Annotated in this window: 1 protein-coding gene (only partly in view); it reads right to left on the minus strand. The window is 71.6% G+C overall.

Features of this window, described 5'->3' with window-relative positions; all coding sequences use genetic code 11:
- The coding region annotated (locus ABT352_RS39425; RefSeq protein WP_350950173.1) for an SDR family NAD(P)-dependent oxidoreductase crosses the window boundary (this coding region is incomplete at its 3' end): on the minus strand, nt 1-22332 show 22332 of its 41552 nt. Its footprint extends 19220 nt past the window's final position.

Below are 22332 nucleotides of genomic sequence, written 5' to 3' on the forward strand. Positions count from 1 at the left end.
TCCAACGCCGCCGCACACTCCGCCATCCGCGCCGCGAACACCCCCGACTCCTCCAACAGAGCCGCACCCATCCCCACCCACTGCGCCCCCTGACCCGGGAACACCCACACCGACTTCCCATCCACATCCGCCACACCGGACACCACACCGGGCACCGACTCACCCGAAGCCACCGCACCCAACCCCGCCAGCAACCCCTCACGACCGGCACCGACCACCACCGCACGGTGCTCGAACACCGACCGCGACCCCACCAGCGAGAACGCCGTATCCACCAGGCCCAGCTCGTCGCGCGCGTCCACGAACGCCGCCAGGCGACCTGCCTGCGCCCGCAGTGCCTCCTCGCTCTTGCCCGACACCACCCACGGCACCACACCCGCGGCCGGGGCCTCATCCTCGTCACGCGACTCCGCCTCAGGAGCCTCCGGTCCCTGCTCAAGGATCAGGTGCGCGTTGGTGCCGCTGATCCCGAACGACGACACACCCGCCCGCCACGGGCGCCCGGCCTCCGGCCACTCCCTGGCCTCGGTCAGCAGTTCCACCGCGCCCGAGGCCCAGTCCACGTGCGAAGACGGCGCGTCCACATGCAGCGTCTGGGGCAGCACCCCGTGCCGCATCGCCATGATCATCTTGATCACACCCGCCACACCGGCCGCGGCCTGGGTGTGACCGATGTTCGACTTGATCGACCCCAGCAGAACCGGCCGGTCCTCCGGCCGGTCCTGACCATAGGTGGCCAGCAGCGCCTGCGCCTCGATCGGGTCGCCCAGCGTCGTCCCCGTACCGTGCGCCTCCACGACGTCCACCTCGGCGGCGGTCAGCCCGGCGCCGGCAAGTGCCTGACGAATCACCCGCTGCTGCGAGGGACCGTTCGGTGCGGTCAGGCCGTTGGACGCACCGTCCTGGTTGATCGCCGACCCGCGCATCACCGCGAGCACCTCGTGGCCGTTGCGGCGGGCGTCCGACAGCCGCTCCAGCACCAGGACACCCACGCCCTCGGACCAACTCGTACCGTCCGCGGTGTCGGAGAACGCCTTGCACCGCCCATCGGCGGCCAGTCCGCCCTGGGCGCTGAAGTCGATGAACACCCCCGGCGTGGCCATCACCGTCACACCACCGGCCAGTGCCAGCGAGCACTCACCCGAGCGCAGCGCCTGCGCCGCCATGTGCATCGCCACCAGCGACGACGAACACGCCGTGTCCACCGTCACCGCCGGGCCCTCCAGACCCAGTGCGTAGGCGACACGACCGGTGACGATGCTTCCGGAGTTACCGGTGCTGACGAAGGTCATCACATCCGGCGGGAACTCGGCGCTCGACCCGTAGTCGTGGTAGATCACCCCGGCGAACACGCCGGTACGGCTGCCGCGCAGCGAGGTCGGGTCGATCCCCGCTCGCTCGATCGCCTCCCAGGACGCCTCCAGCAGCAGCCGCTGCTGCGGGTCCATCGCCAGCGCCTCACGCGGCGAGATCCCGAAGAACCCGGGATCGAAGTCGGTCGCGTCGACGAGGAATCCACCGTCGAAGTCCAGCTCGCCGCGTGCCTGCCAGCCTCGGTCCCGTGGCAGCGGGGAGATGGCGTCCTGCCCCTCGGCGACCAGTCGCCACAGATCCTCCGGAGAGCTCACCCCTCCGGGGTAGCGGCAGGCCATCGAGACGATGACGATCGGGTCGTCGGTCACCGAGGTGGCGACCACCGGGAGAATCGCGTCGCCGTGCACGCCGAGCACTTCGCTGAGCAGGTACTCGCCGAGCACGGTGGGAGTGGGGTAGTCGAAGACGAGGGTGGAGGGCAGCCGCAACCCGGTGGCGCCGTTGAGCCGGTTGCGCAGCTCAAGCGCGGTCAGCGAGTCGAAGCCCAGCTCGCGGAACTCCCGCCGGACGTCCACCGCCTCCAGCGACGGGTGCCCGAGTACGGCGGCGGCCTGAGCCCGGACCAGGTCGATCAGCACCTGGAGCTGCTTGGGGTGGTCCAGGCCGGCCAGCTGCCGCGACAGTGCCTCGCCCGCGCCACCGCCGCCGGCCGCCGACAGCGCGGCGGCCGTACGGCGGGTGCCGCGCACCAGGCCGCGCAGCAGCGGCGGCACCAGCTGAGCGGGCATCGCCGGCAGGTTCAACCGCACCGGGACCACCAGCGGTGAGTCCGAGCCCAGGGCCGCGTCGAACAGGGCGAGCCCCTGTTCGGTGGTCATCGCCGGCATCCCGGCGGCGGCCATCCGCTCCACGCTGGCCTGCGACAGTCCTCCGGTCATCCCGGTGGCCTGCGCCCAGAGTCCCCAGGTGAGCGACAGCCCCGGAAGCCCCTGCGTCTGCCGCTGGACCATCAGCGCGTCCAGCCAGGCGTTCGCCGCCGCGTAGTTGCCCTGCCCCGCGTTGCCCATCAGTCCGGCGAGCGAGGAGAACACCACGAATCCGGCCAGGTCCATGTCCCGGGTGAGCTCGTGCAGATGCCAGGCGGCGTCGACCTTCGGCCGCAGCACGTTGTCCACCCGCTCCGGCGTCAACGAGGTGATCGCTCCGTCGTCCACGATTCCGGCCGCGTGGATCACCGCGGTCAGCGGGTGATCGGCATCGATCCCGGCCAGCAGGTCGGCCACCGCGTCCCGGTCGGCCATGTCGCAGGCGGCGACGGTGACCTCGACGCCGTGCGCGATCAGCTCGGCCTGCAGCTCCACCGCCCCCGGAGCCTCCAGACCTCGGCGGCTGGTCAGCAGCAGGTGCCGCACCTTGTGCTCGGCCACCAGATGCCGGGCCAGCTCCGCACCCAGACCACCCGTACCGCCGGTGATCAACACCGTGCCCTGCGGGTCCCAGCGCCGGGGCATGGTCAGCACGATCTTGCCGGTGTGCCTGGCCTGGCTCATGAACCGGAAGGCGTCACGGCTCCGGCGCACGTCCCACGCCGTGACCGGCAACGGCCGCAGCTCACCGGTCGCGAACAGCTCCATCAGCTCGACCAGGATCTGCCGCAGCCGCTCGGCGCCGGCGTCCAGCATGTCGAACCAGTGGTACTCCAGGCCGGGGAACTGCGCCTGGTCGCGGATGTCCAGCTTGCCCATCTCCACGAACCGGCCCCCGGGACGCAGCAGTCGCGCCGAGGCGTCGATGAGATCCCCGGTCAGCGAGTTGAGCACCACGTCGATGCCCCGCTCACCGCAGACCTCGCGGAAGCGCTCCTCGAACTCCGAAGTCCTGGAGGAGGCGATGTGGTCGTCCTGGATGCCCAGGGAACGCAGTACCTCCCACTTGGCCGGACTCGCGGTGGCGAACACCTCCACGCCAAGGCGCTGCGCCAGCTGGATCGCCGCCATACCCACGCCACCGGTGCCGGCGTGCACGAGCAGCCGCTCGCCCGCCCGCAGCCTGGCCAGGTCCATCAGGCCGTAGTAGGCCGTCAGGAACGTCACCAGGATCGTCGCGGCCTGCTCGAACGAGATGCCGTCGGGGATCTTGGACAGGACGTGGGCGCTGGTGACCACCGGGCCGAACGCGCCTTCGGTCAGACAGACCACCCGGTCCCCCGGGCGCAGGTCCTCGACGCCGGGGCCGACCTCAAGCACCACGCCCGCGGCCTCGCCACCCATCTGACCGACCTTGTCCTGGAACCAGCCGAGTGCGTTCAGCCCGTCCAGCAGGTCGCGGAAGTTCACCCCCGCCGCGTGCACCGCGACCCGCACCTGACCGGCCTGCAGCGGCTCGGCCGTCTCCGCGTACGAGATGAGCTCCAGCGCGTCCAGGCTGCCCTTGGCCCGGCTGCCCAACCGCCACGCCGTACCGACCGGAGGCAACAGACCCGCACCCGAGGTCAGCGACGCCAACCTCGGCGCCCAGACCCCGCCTCCGCGCACCGCCGCCTGCGGCTCGCCGGAGGTCAGTACTCCGGCCAGCAATCCGCTCAGCGCACCGAGTCGCACCGACTCCTCGTCCACGTCCACCAGCACGAACCGGCCCGGGTTCTCCGACTGCGCGCTGCGCACCAGACCCCACACCGCCGCGGCCGCCAGATCGGTGACCGCCTCGCCCTCACCCGCCGCGACCGCGCCCCGCGTGACGAGCACCAGTCGCGACTCGGCGAACCGGTCATCGGCCAGCCACTCCTGCAACAGCCCCAGCACCCCGGCCGTCACCTGATGCGCCGATGCCACCGCGTCCGCGGTCGACGAGGTCTCGACCTCGGCCAGCACCACACCCGGCACCGCGCCCGCCTCGGCCAGCGCCGACAGGTCACGATGAACCGGGACCGACTCCCACGTACCCGCGAGACCCGGTTCGAACGCCGCGAAGCCGACCATCGCCATCGGCGCCGGGTCTGCAGCGGTGACTTCGGAGAGCGCGGTCCACTCCAGCCGGAACAGCCCGTCGCGCTCCGTCGCGTGGTCACCGCTCGCGGCGGCGAGCTGACCGGGGGAGAACGGGCGCAGCACCAGCGAACGCGCCGACAGCACCGGCTCCCCTGCGGCGTCCACCGCCGTCAGCGTGGCCGAGTCGGCAGCGGTCCGGCTCATCCGAATGCGCAGCATCGCCGCGCCACCGGCGTGCAGGCTCACCTCGCTCCAGGAGAACGGCAGCCGACCGCCCTCGGAATCGTCCAGCCCGGCGAAGGCCACCGCGTGCAGCGCCGCGTCCAGCAGCGCCGGATGCACCCCGAACGAACCCGCACTCGACTGCGCCTGCTCGGGCAGGACGATCTCGGCGAACACCTCACCGTCGGCGCCCTGCCAGGCCGCCCGCAGCCCCTGGAACACCGGGCCGTACTCGAACCCGCTCGCGGCGAGCCCTTCGTACAGCCCGCCCACCTCGATGGCGGTCGCCCCCTGCGGGGGCCACACGGACGCGTCGAACGGCGCGACCTCGGAAGCCCCGGTCGCGAGCGTGCCGGTCGCGTGCCGCACCCACGGCACGTCGTCGGCGGCCTGCGCCGGCCGCGCGTAGACGCTCACACTCCGGTGGCCCGTCTCCTGCGCGGCCCCCACCCACACCTGCACCGCGACGGCGTCGCTCTCGCCCAGCACCAGCGGCGCGACCAGCGTGAGCTCCTCGACCACGTCGCAACCGACCTGGTCACCGGCACGGATCGCCAGCTCCAGGAAACCTGTGCCCGGGAAGATCACCGTTCCGGCCACCGCGTGGTCGGCCAGCCACGGATGCGACGAGAGCGACAAGCGTCCGGTCAGCAGCACCCCGTCGGAATCGGCCAGGCCCACCGCCGCGCCCAGCAGCGGGTGTCCGGCTGTAGCCAGCCCGGCCGCGGCCACGTTGCCCACCGAGGAGCCTGCCCCCTCGGGCCAGTACCGCTGGTGCTCGAAGGGATAGGTCGGCAGATCGACCCGGCGCCCGCGCGGGAGCACCGTCTGCCAGTTCACCGGCACCCCGTGTACGTGCAGACGGGCCAGCGCCTCGGTAACGGACTCGTGCTCGTCTCTGTCCCTGCGCAGTACCGGCACCAGCACCACGTCCGGGTCCGGCTCCACGTCAGAACCGGACGTCGCGGCAGTCGGGTCCGGGTCGGTCGTCAGCGTGTCCTGGGCCATCGCGGTGAGCACCCCGTCGGGGCCGAGCTCCAGATACGCCCGCACACCCTGCGCACGCAGAGTGCTCACGCCATCGGCGAACCGCACCGCGCCGCGGACCTGGTCGACCCAGTAGTCGGGCGAGCACAACTGCTCGGCTGTCGCCGCCTGTCCGGTCAGGGTCGACACGATCGGGGTCCTCGGCGCCCCGTAGGTGAGCCTGCTCGCCAACGTGCGGAAGTCCTCCAGCATCGGGTCCATCAGCGGCGAGTGGAACGCGTGCGACACCCGCAACCGCTTCGTGCGCACCCCTCGTTCCTCCAGGGCTGCGGCGATGTCGAGGACCGGCTGCTCAGCCCCGGAGATCACCACCGAGGTGGGGCCGTTCACCGCCGCGATGGACACCTGGTCTTCGCGTCCGGCGAGCAGCCCTGCGACCTGCTCCTCGGAGGCCTGCACCGCCACCATCGCCCCACCCTCGGGCAGCGCCTGCATCAACCGCGCCCGACCCGCCACCAACGCACACGCATCGGCCAGCGACAACACCCCCGCCACATGCGCAGCGACGATCTCCCCAACCGAGTGACCGGCCAGCACATCCGGCCGGATCCCCCACGAGGACACCAGCCGGAACAACGCCGTCTCCACCGCGAACAACGCCGGCTGCGCCCACCCGGTCCGATCCAGCGCCTCCGCCTCCGCAGACCCCGGCTCGGCGAACAGCACCTCACGCAACGACCCCTCAAGCAGCGGATCCAGCTCGGCGATCACCGCGTCCAACGCCGCCGCGAACACCGGGAACCGCCCATACAGCTCCCGGCCCATCCCGGCCCGCTGCGACCCCTGACCGGTGAACAGGAACGCCAGCTGCGGCTCACCCGCGGCCACCCCGCGCACCACACCCGCACCCGGCAGACCCTCGGCCAACGCCCCCAGCCCGGCCAGCACCCCCTCACGACCATCGGCCAGCACCACCGCCCGATGCTCGAACGCCGGACGGGTCGTGACCAGTGAGAACGCCGTATCGGTGAGCGCCACCTCACGACGGCCCTCCACATGCGAGGCCAGCCGATCCGCCTGCGTCCGCAACGCCCCTGCCGTACGAGCCGACACCAGCACCGGCAGCACATCCGCACCCGCGGCCGGCGCATCGTCCCGCGCCACCGTTTCGGCTTCGATACGCAGGGTTGCCGGCCCCTGCTCAAGGATCACGTGCGCGTTGGTGCCGCTGATCCCGAACGACGACACACCCGCCCGACGCGGACGACCCGTCTGCGGCCACTCCGTCGCCTCGGTCAGCAACTCCACCGCACCCGAGGCCCAGTCCACATGCGACGACGGCTCGTCCACGTGCAACGTCCTGGGCAGCACACCGTGCTGGAGAGCCAGCACCATCTTGATCACACCGGCCACACCGGCAGCCGCCTGGGTGTGACCGAAGTTCGACTTGATCGCACCCAGCAGCAGCGGCCTGTCCTCGTCCCGGTCCTTGCCGTAGGTCGCCAGCAGGGCCTGGGCCTCGATCGGGTCACCCAGCTTGGTACCCGTACCGTGCGCCTCCACCGCGTCCACCTCGGACGCCGAGAGCCCGGCGCCTGCAAGCGCCTGGCGGATCACCCGCTGCTGAGACGGACCGTTCGGCGCCGTCAGGCCGTTCGACGCACCGTCCTGGTTGATCGCCGATCCGCGAACGATCGCGAGCACCTCGTGCCCGTTGCGGCGGGCGTCCGACAGCCGCTCCAGCACCAGCATGCCCAGGCCCTCGGACCAGGTGGTGCCGTCCGCGGTGTCGGAGAACGCCTTGCACCGTCCATCGGGGGCCAATCCCCCCTGCGCGCTGAAGCCGATGAACCCGATCGGGGTGGTCATCACCGTGGCACCGCCGGCCAGCGCCAGGCTGCACTCACCCGACCTCAGCGCCTGTGCCGCCATGTGCATCGCCACCAGCGACGACGAACACGCCGTGTCCACGGTCACCGCAGGACCTTCCAGGCCCAGCGTGTACGACAGGCGGCCCGACAGCACGCTGGCCGACATACCGGTGATGGCGTGGCCTTCCACATCTGCCGGGGTGTTCATCATCAGGCTCATGTAGTCCTGACCGTTGGTGCCCACGAACACCCCGGTGGAACTGCCCTTCAGTGAGAGCGGGTCGATCCCGGCCCGCTCGACCGCCTCCCACACCCCCTCCAGCAACAGACGCTGCTGCGGATCCATCGCCAGCGCCTCACGCGGCGAGATCCCGAAGAACCCGGCATCAAACCCCGCCACATCCGCCAGGAACCCACCCTGGACATCCACCCCCGTCCCCGACAACATCCCCAGATTCCAGCCTCGATCGGCCGGGACCGGCGAGATCGCGTCCTCACCCTCGACCAGCAACCGCCACAACCCCTCCGGCGAGTTCACCCCACCGGGGAAGCGACAGCTCATCCCCACGATCACGATCGGATCATCGGCCACCGACACCCTCGGCCCGGCCACCACACCCGACCCGACCGCCACCTCCTGGCGGCCCAGCAACTCCGACACCAAGAACCGCGCCAGCACGGTCGGCGTCGGATAGTCGAACACCAACGTCGCCGGCAACCGCAACCCCGTGGCGACATTCAGCCGGTTACGCAGATCCACCGCCGTCAGCGAGTCAAAGCCCAGCTCACGGAACTCCCGCCCAGGCTGAACCGCCTCCCCCGAAGCGTGCCCCAGCACCACCGCCGCCTGCGCCCGCACCAACTCCACCACCAGCCGAACCTGCTCGGCCTCACCCAACCCCGCCAACCGCCGCAACAACTCCGAATCCCCACCCGCGAGGACGGAAACCGCCGACCGACGGCCCGCACGCACCAGGCCACGCATCAGATGCGGCAGTTCGGCGAGTGTGCGCAGGACCGACAGCTCCAGTCGCGCCGCCACCACAGCCGCGTGATCCGACACCGCCGCCCGCTCGAACGCCGCGAGCCCCTGCTCGGCCGAGAGCGCCGGCATCCCCGCCCGCGCCATCCGCCGCAGATCGACCGCGCCCAGCGTGCCGGTCATCCCGGTCTCCTGCGCCCACAGGCCCCAGGCCAGCGACAGCCCCGCCAGCCCCTCGGCCCGGCGCTGCCGGGCCAGAGCGTCGAGGAACGCGTTCGCCGCCGCGTAGTTACCCTGACCCGCGTTGCCCATCACCCCCGCCATCGACGAGAACACCACGAACGCCGCGAGATCCGCGTCACGGGTGAGCTCGTGCAGATACCAGGCCGCGTCGACCTTGGGACGCAGCACCGCGTCCAGCCGCTCGGCCGTCAGCGACGGAATCGTGCCGTCATCCAGCACACCCGCGGTGTGAATCACCGCGGTCAGCGGGTGCTCGTCGTCCACCTGCGCCAGCAGAGCCGCCACCGCGTCCCGATCCGCCATGTCACAGGCCGCGATCGTGACCTCGACCCCGTGCGCGATCAACTCCGCCCGCAACTCCACCGCACCCGGAGCGTCCAGCCCTCTTCTGCTGGTCAGCACCAGATGACGCACCCCACGCTCGGCCACCACGTGCCGCGCGAACAGCGCACCCAGACCACCGGTACCACCGGTGATCAGAACGGTTCCCTCCGGATCCCAGACCCGACCGACATCCTCACCGGAAACCTCTGCCGGAACCTCACCGGACACCACCCGCGCCAAACGCGGCACCAACACCCCACCCTCGCGTACCGCCACCTGCGGCTCACCCGAGACCAACACTCCCGGCAGCACACCGGGCAAGGACTCCTGTCCGTCCACGTCGACCAAGCCGAACCGGCCAGGGTTCTCCGACTGAGCGCTACGGATCAGCCCTCGCGCCGCCGCAGCCGGCAGATCGGTGATCGTCTCGCCGTCGCCCGCCGCGACCGCGCCCCGGGTGACGAACACCAGCCGCGACTCGGCGAACCGCTCCTCGGCCAGCCACCGCTGCACCACATCCAGAACGTGAGCGGTGAGCGCATGCGCCGACTCCACCACCCCGACCGCCGGGTCGGAGACCGCCTCGGCCAGCACCACCGCCGGCACCGGGCCCGCCTCGGCCAGCGACGACAGATCCGCGTGCACCGGAAGGCCACCCGGCTCCCCGTCCGCCCGCAGCGTGGAGGCGACACCCAAAGTGTCCGGGCCGAGGATCCCCACCGACACCTCACCGGCCTCCGGCAAAGTGCCCGCGAGCCCCCACTCCACCCGGAACAACGCATCCTGGCTGACTCCGCGACCGTCGGAGACCCCCAGCTGCTCGGCCGGGACCGGCCGCAACACCACCGACCGCGCCGACAGCACCGGCGCACCCGTCACATCCGCCGCCAGCAGCGACACCGCATCCGTGTCTGTCCTGGCCAGCCGCACCCGCAGCACCGACGCCCCGCCCGCGTGCAGGCACACCCGCTCCCACGAGGAGGGCAACCGGCCCCCCTCCACCGGCTCCAGCCCGGCGAAGGTCACCGCGTGCAGCGCCGCGTCCAGCAGCGCCGGATGCACCCCGAACGAAGCGGCTCCACCGATCTGCTCGGGCAGCCTCACCTCGGCGAAGATCTCACCGTCGCGACGCCACGCCGCCCGCAACCCCTGGAACGCCGGACCGTAGGCGAAACCGTCCTCGGCCAGCTCCTCGTACAAGCCGTCCAGCTCGATCTCGGTAGCGCCGACCGGCGGCCACGTCGCCGCGTCGAGCGGCACGACCTCGGAAGCACCGGTCGCCAACGTGCCGGTCGCGTGCCGCACCCACGGCACCTCCTCGGCCGCATCCGCCGAACGGGCGTAGACACTCACGCTCCGCCGACCGGTCTCCTCCGGCGCACCCACCGCGATCTGGACCACGACCGCGTCGTCCTCGCCCAGCACCAGCGGAGCGTCCAGGATCAACTCCTCGACCACCTCGCAGCCGACCTGGTCACCGGCACGCACCGCCAGCTCCACGAACGCCGAACCGGGCACCAGCACCGAGCCCGCCACCACGTAGTCGGCCAGCCACTGCTGCGACGAGAGTGACAAGCGGCCCGTCAGCAACACACCGTCGGAATCGGCCAGGCCCACCGCCGCGCCCAGCAGCGGATGACCCGTCGCGGCCAGGCCCAGAACACGGGCATCACCGCTCTGCCGCGCGTTCGGCCAGAACCGCTGGTGCTGGAAGGCGTAGGTGGGCAGATCCACCCTGCGGCCACCGGTCAGCACCTGCAACCAGTCCACCGTCACACCACGCACGAACAGCTCCGCCGCCGAGACCAGCACCCGCTCCAAACCGCCCTCGTCACGGCGCAACGTCCCGGCGATCACGGTGGTGGCATCGGTCTCGTCCACACACTCACCGATACCGACCGTCAGCACCGGATGCGGACTCACCTCGACAAACACCCGATACCGCTGCTCCAGCAACTGCCCGACCGCCGGAGCGAAGCCCACCGTGCGCCGCAGGTTCTCACACCAATACCCGGCCCCCAACTCCGGACCCTCCACCCACTGACCCGTCACGGTCGACAGCATCGGCACCCGCACCGGCTGCGGCGCCACCCCCGCCAGAACCCCGGCCAGCTCTTCGGCGATCAGATCCACCTGCGCCGAATGCGAGGCGTAATCCACCGCGATCCGCCGCACCCGAACATTCTCAGCGGAAAGGCTTTCGACCAGCTCCTCGACCGCCGCGACCTCACCGGCCACCACCACCGAACTGGGGCCGTTGACCGCCGCCACCGAGATCCGCCCGTCCCACGCCGCCACCCGCTCGGTGACCTGCTCGACCGGCAGCGCCACCGACGCCATCGCCCCACGCCCGGACAGTTCCTCGCCGATCAACCGGCTGCGCAACGCCACCACCCGGGCGCCGTCCTGCAACGACAACCCACCGGCCACCACCGCCGCCGCGATCTCCCCCTGCGAATGACCCACCACCGCGTCCGCACGAACACCCAGCGACTCCCACACCGCCGCCAACGACACCATCACCGCGAACGAGGTCGGCTGCACCACATCCACCCGATCCAGCGACGGAGCACCCTCCACACCCCGCACCACATCCAGCAACGACCAGTCCACGAACGGCTCCAACGCCGCCGCACACTCCGCCATCCGCGCCGCGAACACCGCCGACTCCTCCAACAGAGCCGCACCCATCCCCACCCACTGCGCCCCCTGACCCGGGAACACCCACACCGACTTCCCATCCACATCCGCCACACCGGACACCACACCGGGCACCGACTCACCCGAGGCAACCGCCCCCAGCCCTGTCAGGAGATCCCCGCCGACCACCACGGCCCGGTGCTCGAACGCCGACCGCGACGACACCAGCGAGAACGCCACATCGGTCAGCCCAAGAGCGGGCTCGCCCTCCAGGTACGACACGAGCCGCCCGGCCTGGGCCCGCAGCGCCTCACCCGTACGACCCGACACCACCATCGGAACCACGTCCGCAGCCGGTACCAGGTCCTGCGAAGGAGCCACCGCCGGAGCCTCGGGCCCCTGCTCGATGATCACGTGCGCGTTGGTGCCGCTGATCCCGAACGACGACACACCCGCCCGACGCGGACGACCTGTCTTCGGCCACTCCGTCGCCTCGGTCAGCAACTCCACCGAGCCAGAGGCCCAGTCCACATGCGACGACGGCTCATCCACGTGCAACGTCCGAGGCAGCACACCGTGCTGGAGAGCCATCACCATCTTGATCACACCCGCCACACCGGCCGCCGCCTGAGTGTGACCGAAGTTCGACTTGATCGACCCCAGCAGCAGCGGACGGTCCTCGTCCCGATCCTGCCCATAGGTCGCCAGCAGCGCCTGCGCCTCGATCGGGTCGCCCAGCGTGGTGCCGGTGCCGTGGCCCTCGACCGCGTCCACCTCGGTGAAGGACAAGCCCGCGCCGGCGAGCGCCTGACGGATCACCCGCTGCTGAGAAGGACCGTTCGGCGCCGTCAACCCGTTGGACGCACCGTCCTGGTTCACCGCCGAACCCCGCACCACCGCCAGCACCTGGTGGCCGTTGCGGCGGGCGTCCGACAACCGCTCCAGCACCAGCATGCCCACACCCTCGGAGTAGCTGGTGCCGTCCGCGGTGTCGGCGAAGGACTTGCACCGGCCGTCGCCTGCCAGCCCTCCCTGGGTGCTGAAGTCGATGAACACCGCCGGGGTGGCCATCACGGTCGCGCCACCGGCCAGTGCCAGGTCGCAGTCACCCGAGCGCAGTGCCTGCGCCGCCATGTGCAGGGCCACCAGTGACGACGAACACGCCGTGTCCACCGTCACCGCAGGACCCTCCAGGCCCAGCGCGTACGAAATCCGGCCGGTCGCGACGCTGCCCGCCGTACCGGTACCGAGGAAGCCCATCGCCTCCGGCGGGAACTCCGCGCTCATCCCGTAGTCGTGGTAGAAGATACCGGCGAACACGCCGGTGCGGCTGCCGCGCAACGAGATCGGGTCCACACCCGTCCGCTCGATCGCCTCCCACGACGTCTCCAGCAGCAGGCGCTGCTGCGGGTCCATCGCCAGCGCCTCACGCGGCGAGATCCCGAAGAACCCGGGGTCGAACTGCGTGGCGCTCTCCAGGAAGCCACCCTCGCGCACATAGCTGGTGCCCCGGCTCTCCCGGTCCGGGTTGTACAGCGCCCCCAGATCCCAGCCTCGCGTGGTCGGGAACTCGGAGATCGCATCTCCGTCCTCGGAGACCAGCCGCCACAGATCCTCCGGTGAGTCGACCTCGCCCGGGAAGTGGCAGGCCATGCCCACGATCACGATCGGATCGTCGTTCAGCGGCATGACGGGTGCCGGAATGATCGCGTCAGCGTGCTCGCCGAGCAGTTCGGCCAGCAGGAAGTCCGCCAGCGCGGTCGGTGTCGGGTAGTCGAACACCAGCGTGGACGGCAACCGCAGCCCCGTCGCCGCGTTCAGCCGGTTACGCAACTCGACCGCGGTCAGGGAGTCGAAGCCCAGCTCACGAAACTCCCGACGCACCTCCACCATGTCGGACGAGGCATGACCCAGCACCATCGCCGCCTCGACACGCACCAGGTCCACCAGCACCTCGGCCCGCTCGGCCGCCCCCAACGGAGCCAACCGCTGCAACAACGTCGCGGCCACCACCGAACCCGACGCCGCCGACCGCCGACCACCCCGCACCAGACCACGCAACAACGCCGGCACCTCGCCGTGGGCGCGCAGCACCGCGAGCTCCAACCGGAGCGGGATCACCACCGACCGGGCCACCCGTCCGGCGGCGTCGAACAGTGCCAGTCCTTGCTCCACCGAGAGCGGCGGCATGCCCGTACGGGTGATCCGCCGCATGTCGGCGTCACTCAGCGTGCCGGTCATTCCGGTGTCCTGGGTCCAGGCTCCCCAGGCCAGTGAGAGCGCGGGCAGCCCTTCGGCCCTGCGTGCCTGCGCCAAGGCGTTGAGGAACGTGTTCGCGGCCGCGTAGTTGCCCTGGCCGGGTGCTCCCATGACACCCGACAGGGACGAGTAGGTGATGAACGCCGCCAGATCCAGTTCCCGGGTGAGTTCGTGCAGGTGCCAGGCGGCGTCGACCTTGGGCCGCAGGACCCTGCCCAGCCGCTCCGGGGTCAGTGACGGGATCGTCGCGTCTTCCAGCACACCGGCGGTGTGAATGACCGCGGTCAGCGGATGGTCGGCATCGATCCCGGCCAGCAGAGCCGCCACCTGGTCGCGGTCGGCCATGTCACAGGCCGCGATCGTGACCTCGACCCCATGCGCGATCAACTCCGCCTGCAACTCCACCGCACCCGGAGCCTCCAAGCCCCGACGGCTGGTCAGCACCAGATGCCGCACCCCACGCTCGGCCACCACATGCCGAGCCAGACTCCCCCCCAGACCACCGGTACCACCAGTGATCAACACCGTCCCCTCCGGATCCCACGACCGCCCCACCTCCTCAGCAGGCGCCACCCGCACCAGACGCGGCACCAACACCCCACCCTCACGCACCGCCACCTGCGGCTCACCCGAAACCAGCACCCCCGCCGGCACCGACGACGACAACCCACCATCACCATCAACGTCGACATCGACCAGCACGAACCGGCCCGGATTCTCCCACTGCGCCGACCGCACCAACCCCCACACCGCCGCAGCCGCCAGATCAACGACCACATCACCATCCCGCGCCTCGACCGCACCCCGAGTCACGAACACCAACCGCGAACCGACGAACCGCCCATCGGCCAACCACTCCTGCAACAACCCCAGGACCTGCGCGACCACCGCGTGCGTCGACCCCACCACGTCCTCGGCATCGGCCGACCCCACCGAGACCATGACCACATCCGGCGCCGAATCCAGCGAGGCGAGTTCTCCACTCAGCTCGACCACGTCCGCCCTGGGCTCCGCATCCCCCGCCTCCGGCAACGAGACCCAGTCCACCCCGAACAGCGAGTCCCGCTCCACACCACGCCCCCCACCGGCGCCGACCAGCTGGTCGGGGGTGAAGGGACGCACGATCAACGACCGCGCCGACAGCACCGGCTCTCCCGCCAGGTCCACCGCCGTCAGCGAGACCGAGTCGGCACCCGTCCTGGTCAGCCGGACCCGCAGCAGCGCCGCCCCGCCCGCGTGCAGGCTCACCTCACCCCAGGAGAACGGCAGCCAACCTCCCTCGACCACGTCGAGACCTGCGAAGCTCACCGCGTGCAACGCCGCGTCCAGCAGCGCCGGATGCACCCCGAACGAACCCGCACTCGAGGTCGCCTGCTCCGGCAGGGCGACCTCGGCGAAGATCTCCCCATCGCGCCGCCACGCGGACCGCAGCCCCTGGAACACCGGACCGTAGCCCAGCCCCCGAGTGGCCAGTTCGTCGTACAGCCCGTCCAGCTCGATCGCCGTCGCACCCTGCGGGGGCCACACGGACGCGTCGAACGGCACGGCGGCCCGCCCGCCCGTGGCGAGCGTGCCGGTGGCGTGCCGCACCCACGGCACATCGTCGGCGGCCGACGCCGACCGGGAATAGACGTTCACCGCACGCCGGCCACTCTCCTCCGGCGCACCCACCGCGATCTGCACCACGACCGCGTCGTCCTCGCCCAGCACCAGCGGCGCCGCCAGCGTCAGCTCCTCCACCACGTCACAGTCGACCTGGTCACCGGCCCGCACCGCCAGCTCAAGGAACCCGGTACCCGGGAAGATCACCATCCCGGCCACCGTGTGATCGGCGAGCCACGGATGCGACGAGAGCGACAACCGGCCCGTCAACACCACCCCGTTGGAATCGGCCAGACCCATCGCCGCGCCCAGCAGCGGATGATCCGTCGCTGCCAGCCCGGCCGCGGCCACATTCCCCGCACCGGAACCGGTGCTCTCGGGCCAGAACCACTGGTGCTGGAAGGCGTAGGTGGGCAGATCCACCCTGCGGCCACCGGTCAGCACCTGCAGCCAGTCCACCGTCACACCACGCACGAACAGCTCCGCCGCCGACGTCAGCACCCGCTCCAGGCCGCCCTCGTCACGGCGCAGCGTCCCGGCGATCACAGCCTCCACCTCGGCCGCGTCCACACACTCACCGACCCCGACCGTCAGCACCGGATGCGGACTCACCTCGACAAACACCCGATACCGCTGCTCCAGCAACTCTCCGACCGCCGGAGCGAAGCCCACCGTGCGCCGCAGGTTCTCACACCAATACCCGGCCTCCAGCTCCGGCCCTTCCAGCCACTGACCGGTCACCGTCGACAGCATCGGCACCCGCACCGACTGCGGCACCACCCCCGCCAGCACCTGCGCCAGTTCTTCGCCGATCAGATCCACCTGCGCCGAATGCGAGGCGTAATCCACCGCGATCCGCCGCACCCGAACATTCTCAGCGGAAAGGCTTTCGACCAGCTCCTCGACGGCTTGAACCTCACCGGCCACCACCACCGAACTGGGGCCGTTGACCGCCGCCACCGACACCCCCTCGATCAAGGCGGCCTCAACCCGCTCGACCGGCAGCGCCACCGACGCCATCGCCCCCAACCCCGCCAACCGCTCACCGATCAACCGACTGCGCAACGCCACCACGCGGGCGCCATCGGACAACGACAGGCCACCGGCCACCACCGCCGCCGCGATCTCACCCTGCGAATGACCCACCACCGCGTCCGCACGAACACCCAGCGACTCCCACACCGCCGCCAACGACACCATCACCGCGAACGAGGTCGGCTGGACCACATCCACCCGATCCAGCGACGGAGCACCCTCCACACCCCGGACCACATCCAGCAGCGACCAGTCCACGAACGGCTCCAACGCCGCCGCACACTCCGCCATCCGCGCCGCGAACACCGCCGACTCCTCCAACAGAACCGCACCCATCCCCACCCACTGCGCCCCCTGACCCGGGAACACCCACACCGACTTCCCATCCACATCCGCCACACCGGACACCACACCACCGGGCACCGACTCACCCGAAGCCACCGCACCCAACCCCGCCAGCAAACCCTCACGACCCGCACCGACCACCACCGCACGGTGCTCGAACACCGACCGCGACCCCACCAGCGAGAACGCCGTATCCACCAGCGCCACCTCACGATGGCCCTCCACATGCGAGACCAGCCGCTCGGCCTGCGCCCGCAGCGCCTCACCCGTACGACCCGACACCACCAGCGGAACCGCCGGCGGCTCAGTCTCCGCACCGGGCGGCACGTCACCGTCCTGCGGACGGGCCACCGTCGCGGCCTCAAGCTGCTCGATGATCACGTGCGCGTTGGTGCCGCTGATCCCGAACGACGACACACCCGCCCGACGCGGACGACCCGTCTGCGGCCACTCCGTCGCCTCGGTCAGCAACTCCACCGAGCCAGAGGCCCAGTCCACATGCGACGACGGCTCATCCACATGCAGCGTCCTGGGCAGCACCCCGTGCCGCATCGCCATGATCATCTTGATCACACCGGCCGCACCCGCCGCCGCCTGGGTGTGACCGAGGTTCGACTTGATCGACCCCAGCAGCAGCGGACGGTCCTCGTCCCGGTCCTTGCCGTAGGTGGCGAGCAGTGCCTGAGCCTCGATCGGGTCACCCAGAACGGTACCGGTCCCGTGGCCCTCGACCGCGTCCACCTCGTTCGGCGACAACCTCGCCCCGGCGAGCGCCTGACGGATGACGCGCCGCTGCGAGGGACCGTTCGGCGCCGTCAGACCATTCGACGCACCGTCCTGGTTCACCGCAGAACCCCGCACCACCGCGAGCACCTCGTGACCGTTGCGGCGGGCGTCCGACAGCCGCTCCAGCACCAGCATGCCCACACCCTCGGACCAGCCCGCGCCGTCGGCGGCGTCCGAGTACGACTTGCACCGCCCGTCGCCGGCGAGGCCGCCCTGACCGGTGAAGTCGATGAACGGGCTGGGGGTGGCCATCACGGTCACACCGCCGGCCAGCGCCAGCGAGCAGTCACCGCCGCGCAGCGCCTGCGCGGCCAGGTGCAGCGCGACCAGCGACGACGAACACGCCGTGTCCACCGTCACCGCAGGCCCTTCCAGGCCCAGCGTGTAGGAGATGCGGCCGGTCGCGACGCTGCCCGCGGTGCCGGTGCCCATGAAGCCGACCACGTCCGCCGGGAACGGCATGCTGGTCGCGTAGTCGTGGTACATGACCCCGGCGAACACGCCGGTGCGGCTGCCGCGCAGCGAGGTCGGGTCGATCCCGGTGCGCTCGATCGCCTCCCAGGTGGTCTCCAGCAGCAGCCGCTGCTGGGGGTCCATCGCGAGCGCCTCACGCGGCGAGATCCCGAAGAAGCCGGGATCGAACTCTCCCGCCTCGTGCAGGAAGCCGCCCGCCTCCACGTAGTTCACGGCCCGGCTCTCGGTGCTCCCCTCCAGAGAGCCGCGGCTCCAGCCGCGCGTCGTCGGGAAGGGGGTGATCGCGTCCCCGCCCTCGCTGACCAGTCGCCACAGGTCCTCCGGAGAGGTGACCCCGCCCGGGTAGCGGCAGGCCATGCCCACGATCACGATCGGGTCGTCCGCGACCGGTACCACCGACGCGGGGATGACCACGTCGGCGTCCTCACCGAGCAGTTCGGACAGCAGGAACTCCGCCAGCGTGGCCGGCGTCGGGTAGTCGAACACCAGGGTGGCCGGCAGGCGCAGCCCGCTCACCGTGTTCAGCCGGTTGCGCAGTTCGACGGCGGTGAGGGAGTCGAAGCCCAGCTCGCGGAACTCCCTGCGCACCTCCACGGTCTCCGGCGACGCGTGCCCGAGCACGACCGCCACCTCGGTACGCACCAGATCCAGCAGGACCTCGGTGCGCTCCGCCAGGCCCAGCGGGGCGAGCCGCTGCAGCAGCGTCGCGGCCACCACCGAGCCCGACGCCGCCGACCGGCGCCCACCCCGTACCAAACCGCGCAGCAGCGCCGGCACGTCACTCTGCGTCCGCAGCGACGGCAGGTGCAGCCGGACGGGAACCAGCACCGCCTGTTCAAGCGCGACGGCGGCCTCGAACAAGGCCAGGCCCTGCTCCAGCGACAGCGACGGCATCCCCGCCCGCGCCATCCTGCGCATGTCGGTGTCGTCCAGCGTGCTGGTCATTCCGACGTCCTGGGTCCAGGCGCCCCAGGCCAGCGAGAGCGCGGGCAGTCCCTCGGCCCGCCGGTGCTGGGCCAGCGCGTCCAGGAAGACGTTGGCTGCGGCGTAGTTGCCCTGTCCCGCGTTGCCCATCACCCCGGCCAGCGAGGAGAACAGCACGAACGCCGCCAGGTCCAGGTCCCGGGTCAGCTCGTGCAGGTGCCAGGCCGCGTCCACCTTCGGCCGCAGCACTCCTGCCAGCCGCTCCGGCGTGAGCGAGGTGATCATGCCGTCGTCCAGCACACCGGCGGTGTGGATCACCGCGGTCAACGGGTGCTCGGCCGGCACCTCTGCCAGCAGCGCCGCCACCGCGTCACGGTCGGCCATGTCGCACGCCGCGATCGTGACCTCGACGCCGTGCGCGACCAGCTCCGCCTGCAACTCCACCGCACCGGGCGCGTCCAGGCCCCGGCGGCTGGTCAGCAGCAGGTGCCGCACCCCGCGTTCGGCCACCACGTGCCGCGCGAACTGCGCTCCCAGACCACCGGTACCACCGGTGATCAGCACCGTGCCGGCCGGGTCCCAGGGCTGTCCGGCCTCATCGGCCGGTGCCACCCGCGCCAGGCGCGGGACCCGCACCCCGCCCTCACGGACCGCCGCCTGCGGCTCGCCGGAGGCCAGCACTGCGGCCAGTACGGACGAGGACGGCTCGTCGTCGACGTCGACCAGGACGAAGCGGCCCGGGTCCTCCCACTGAGCCGACCGCACCAGCCCCCACACCGCGGCGGCCGCCAGGTCCGCGACGGTCTCGCCCTCGCTCGTCGTGACGGCACCCCTGGTCACGAAGACCAGCCGGGAACGGCGGCAGCGGTCGTCGGCCGACCATGCCTGCAGCAGGCCCAGCGCCGCGGCGGTCAGCTCGTGAACCCCGGCGACCACGTCGCCCCGCTCAGTGGAACCGGCCGCGACGGTCACCGTCTCCGGGACGGTCTCCAGCGCCGCCAGCGCCGCCGCCGGATCCGACGCCAGATCCAGGACGGGCTCGACCGGGTCGAGCCCGGTGCCGTCCTCCGTCGTCGTCTCGGACGACGCCGTCCAGGTCAGCTGGAACAGCGAGTCCCGGTACAGGTCGCCGCCGCCGACGGTCAGTTGGTCGGCCGCGACCGGTCGCAGCACCAGGGAACGCGCCGACAGCACCGGCTCCCCCGCGCCGTCCACCGCGATCACCGAGACCGCGTCACCACCGGTCCTGGCCACCCGCACCCGCAGCACCGACGCGCCACCGGCGTGCAGGCACACCTCACCCCAGGAGAACGGCATCCGGCCGCTCTCGGAGTCGTCCAGGCCGACGAAACTCACCGAGTGCAGCGCCGCGTCCAGCAGCGCGGGATGCATCCCGAACGAACCCGCACTCGACTGCGCCTGCTCGGGCAGGACGACCTCGGCGTACACCGCGCCGTCCGTGCCCCGCCAGGCCGCGCCCAGTCCCTGGAACACCGGCCCGTAGTGGAACCCGCCCGCGGCGAACCGGTCGTAGAGGTCGTCCAGCCGGATGGCCGTCGCGTCACGCGGCGGCCACACCGCCGCGTCGAAGCCGGCCGCGATGTCGGCGAGCGAGCGAGAGCGGCCGTCGGCCACGGCCAGTACGCCGGTGGCGTGCCGCACCCACGGCTCGTCGTCGGCGGCCTCGGCCGGGCGGGCGTAGACGCTCAGGTTGCGGCGGCCGGACTCCGCCGCCGCGCCCACCCACACCTGCACCGCGACGGCGTCCCGCTCGCCCAGCATCAGCGGCGCGGTGAGGGTGAGCTCCTCGACCAGGTCGCAGCCGACCTGGTCACCGGCACGGATCGCCAGCTCGAGGAACCCGGTACCCGGGAAGATCACCGTTCCGGCCACCGCGTGGTCGGCCAGCCACGGATGCGTCCGCAGCGACAGCCTGCCGGTGAGCAGGACTCCGGCCGAGTCGGCCAGACCGACCGCGGCGCCCAGCAGCGGGTGCCCAGCGGAGGCCAGGCCAGCCGCCGCCACGTTCCCCGGCTGGGAGCCGACCACGTCGGGCCAGAACCGCTGACGCTGGAACGCGTACGTCGGCAGGTCGATCCGATGCCCACCCCGGAGCACCGCCCGCCAGTCCACCGGCACTCCGCGCACGTGCAGCTCGGCCAGGGCCGTCATGATCGACGACTGCTCGTCGCGGTCGCCGCGGAGCACCGGCGCGAGTACCGCGTCGGCGCCGGAGAGCTGGGCGGGCGAGTCCTGGGCGGTGAGCTCGGCCAGGGTGTCGGCGGCCATCGCGGTGAGCACCCCGTCCGGCCCGAGTTCCACGTAGGCCGTGACACCCTGCCGGTGCAGCGTGCGCACCCCGTCGGCGAAGCGCACCGCGCTCCGCACCTGCTCCACCCAGTAGTCCGGCGAGCACAGCCGCTCGGCCGTGGCCATCTCACCGGTCACCGTGGAGACGATCGGAATCCGTGGCGCGCTGAAGGTCAGCGTCCGGGCCAGCGCGCGGAAGTCCTCCAGCATCGGGTCCATCAGCGGCGAGTGGAAGGCGTGCGACACCCGCAGCCTCCGGGTCTTGACCGCCCGCTTCTCCAGTGCGGCCACGACCTCGAGAACGGCCCGCTCATCCCCGGAGATCACCACGGACGCCGGGCCGTTCACGGCCGCGATCGACACCTCGGTCTCACGCCCGGCCAGCAGCTCGGCGATCTCCTCTTCCGAGGCCCGCACCGACACCATCGCCCCACCGGCGGGCAGCGCCTGCATCAACCGGCCGCGCGCCGCCACCAGCGCGCAGGCGTCCGGCAGGGACAACACCCCGGCCACGTGCGCCGCGGTGATCTCGCCGATCGAGTGTCCCGCCATGATCTCGGGGCGGACTCCCCACGACTCGACGAGCCGGAACAGCGCCGTCTCCACCGCGAACAGCGCGGGCTGCGCCCACCCGGTCCGATCCAGCGCCTCCGCCTGCGCCGACCCCGGCTCGGCGAACAGCACCTGCCGCAGCGACCCCTCAAGCAGCGGGTCCAGCTCGGCGATCACCGCGTCCAGCGCCTCGGCGAACACCGGGAACCGGTCGTACAGCTCCCTGCCCATCCCGGCGCGCTGGCTGCCCTGACCGGTGAACAGCACCGCAGGCTTCGATTCGGCCGTGGCCGACCCCCGCAGCACGCCCGCACCGGACCGGCCTTCCGCCAGTGCCCGCAGGCCGGCGCCCAGACCTTCGAGGTCGGTGGCCAGCACGGCCGCCCGGTACTCGAACGCCGAGCGCGTGGTGGCCGTCGAGTACGCCACGTCGGCGAGACGCAGACCGGGCTCGTCGTCCACGTACGCCGTGAGC

Source organism: Streptosporangium sp. NPDC000563 (assembly GCF_040299985.1).
GTDB lineage: Bacteria > Actinomycetota > Actinomycetes > Streptosporangiales > Streptosporangiaceae > Streptosporangium.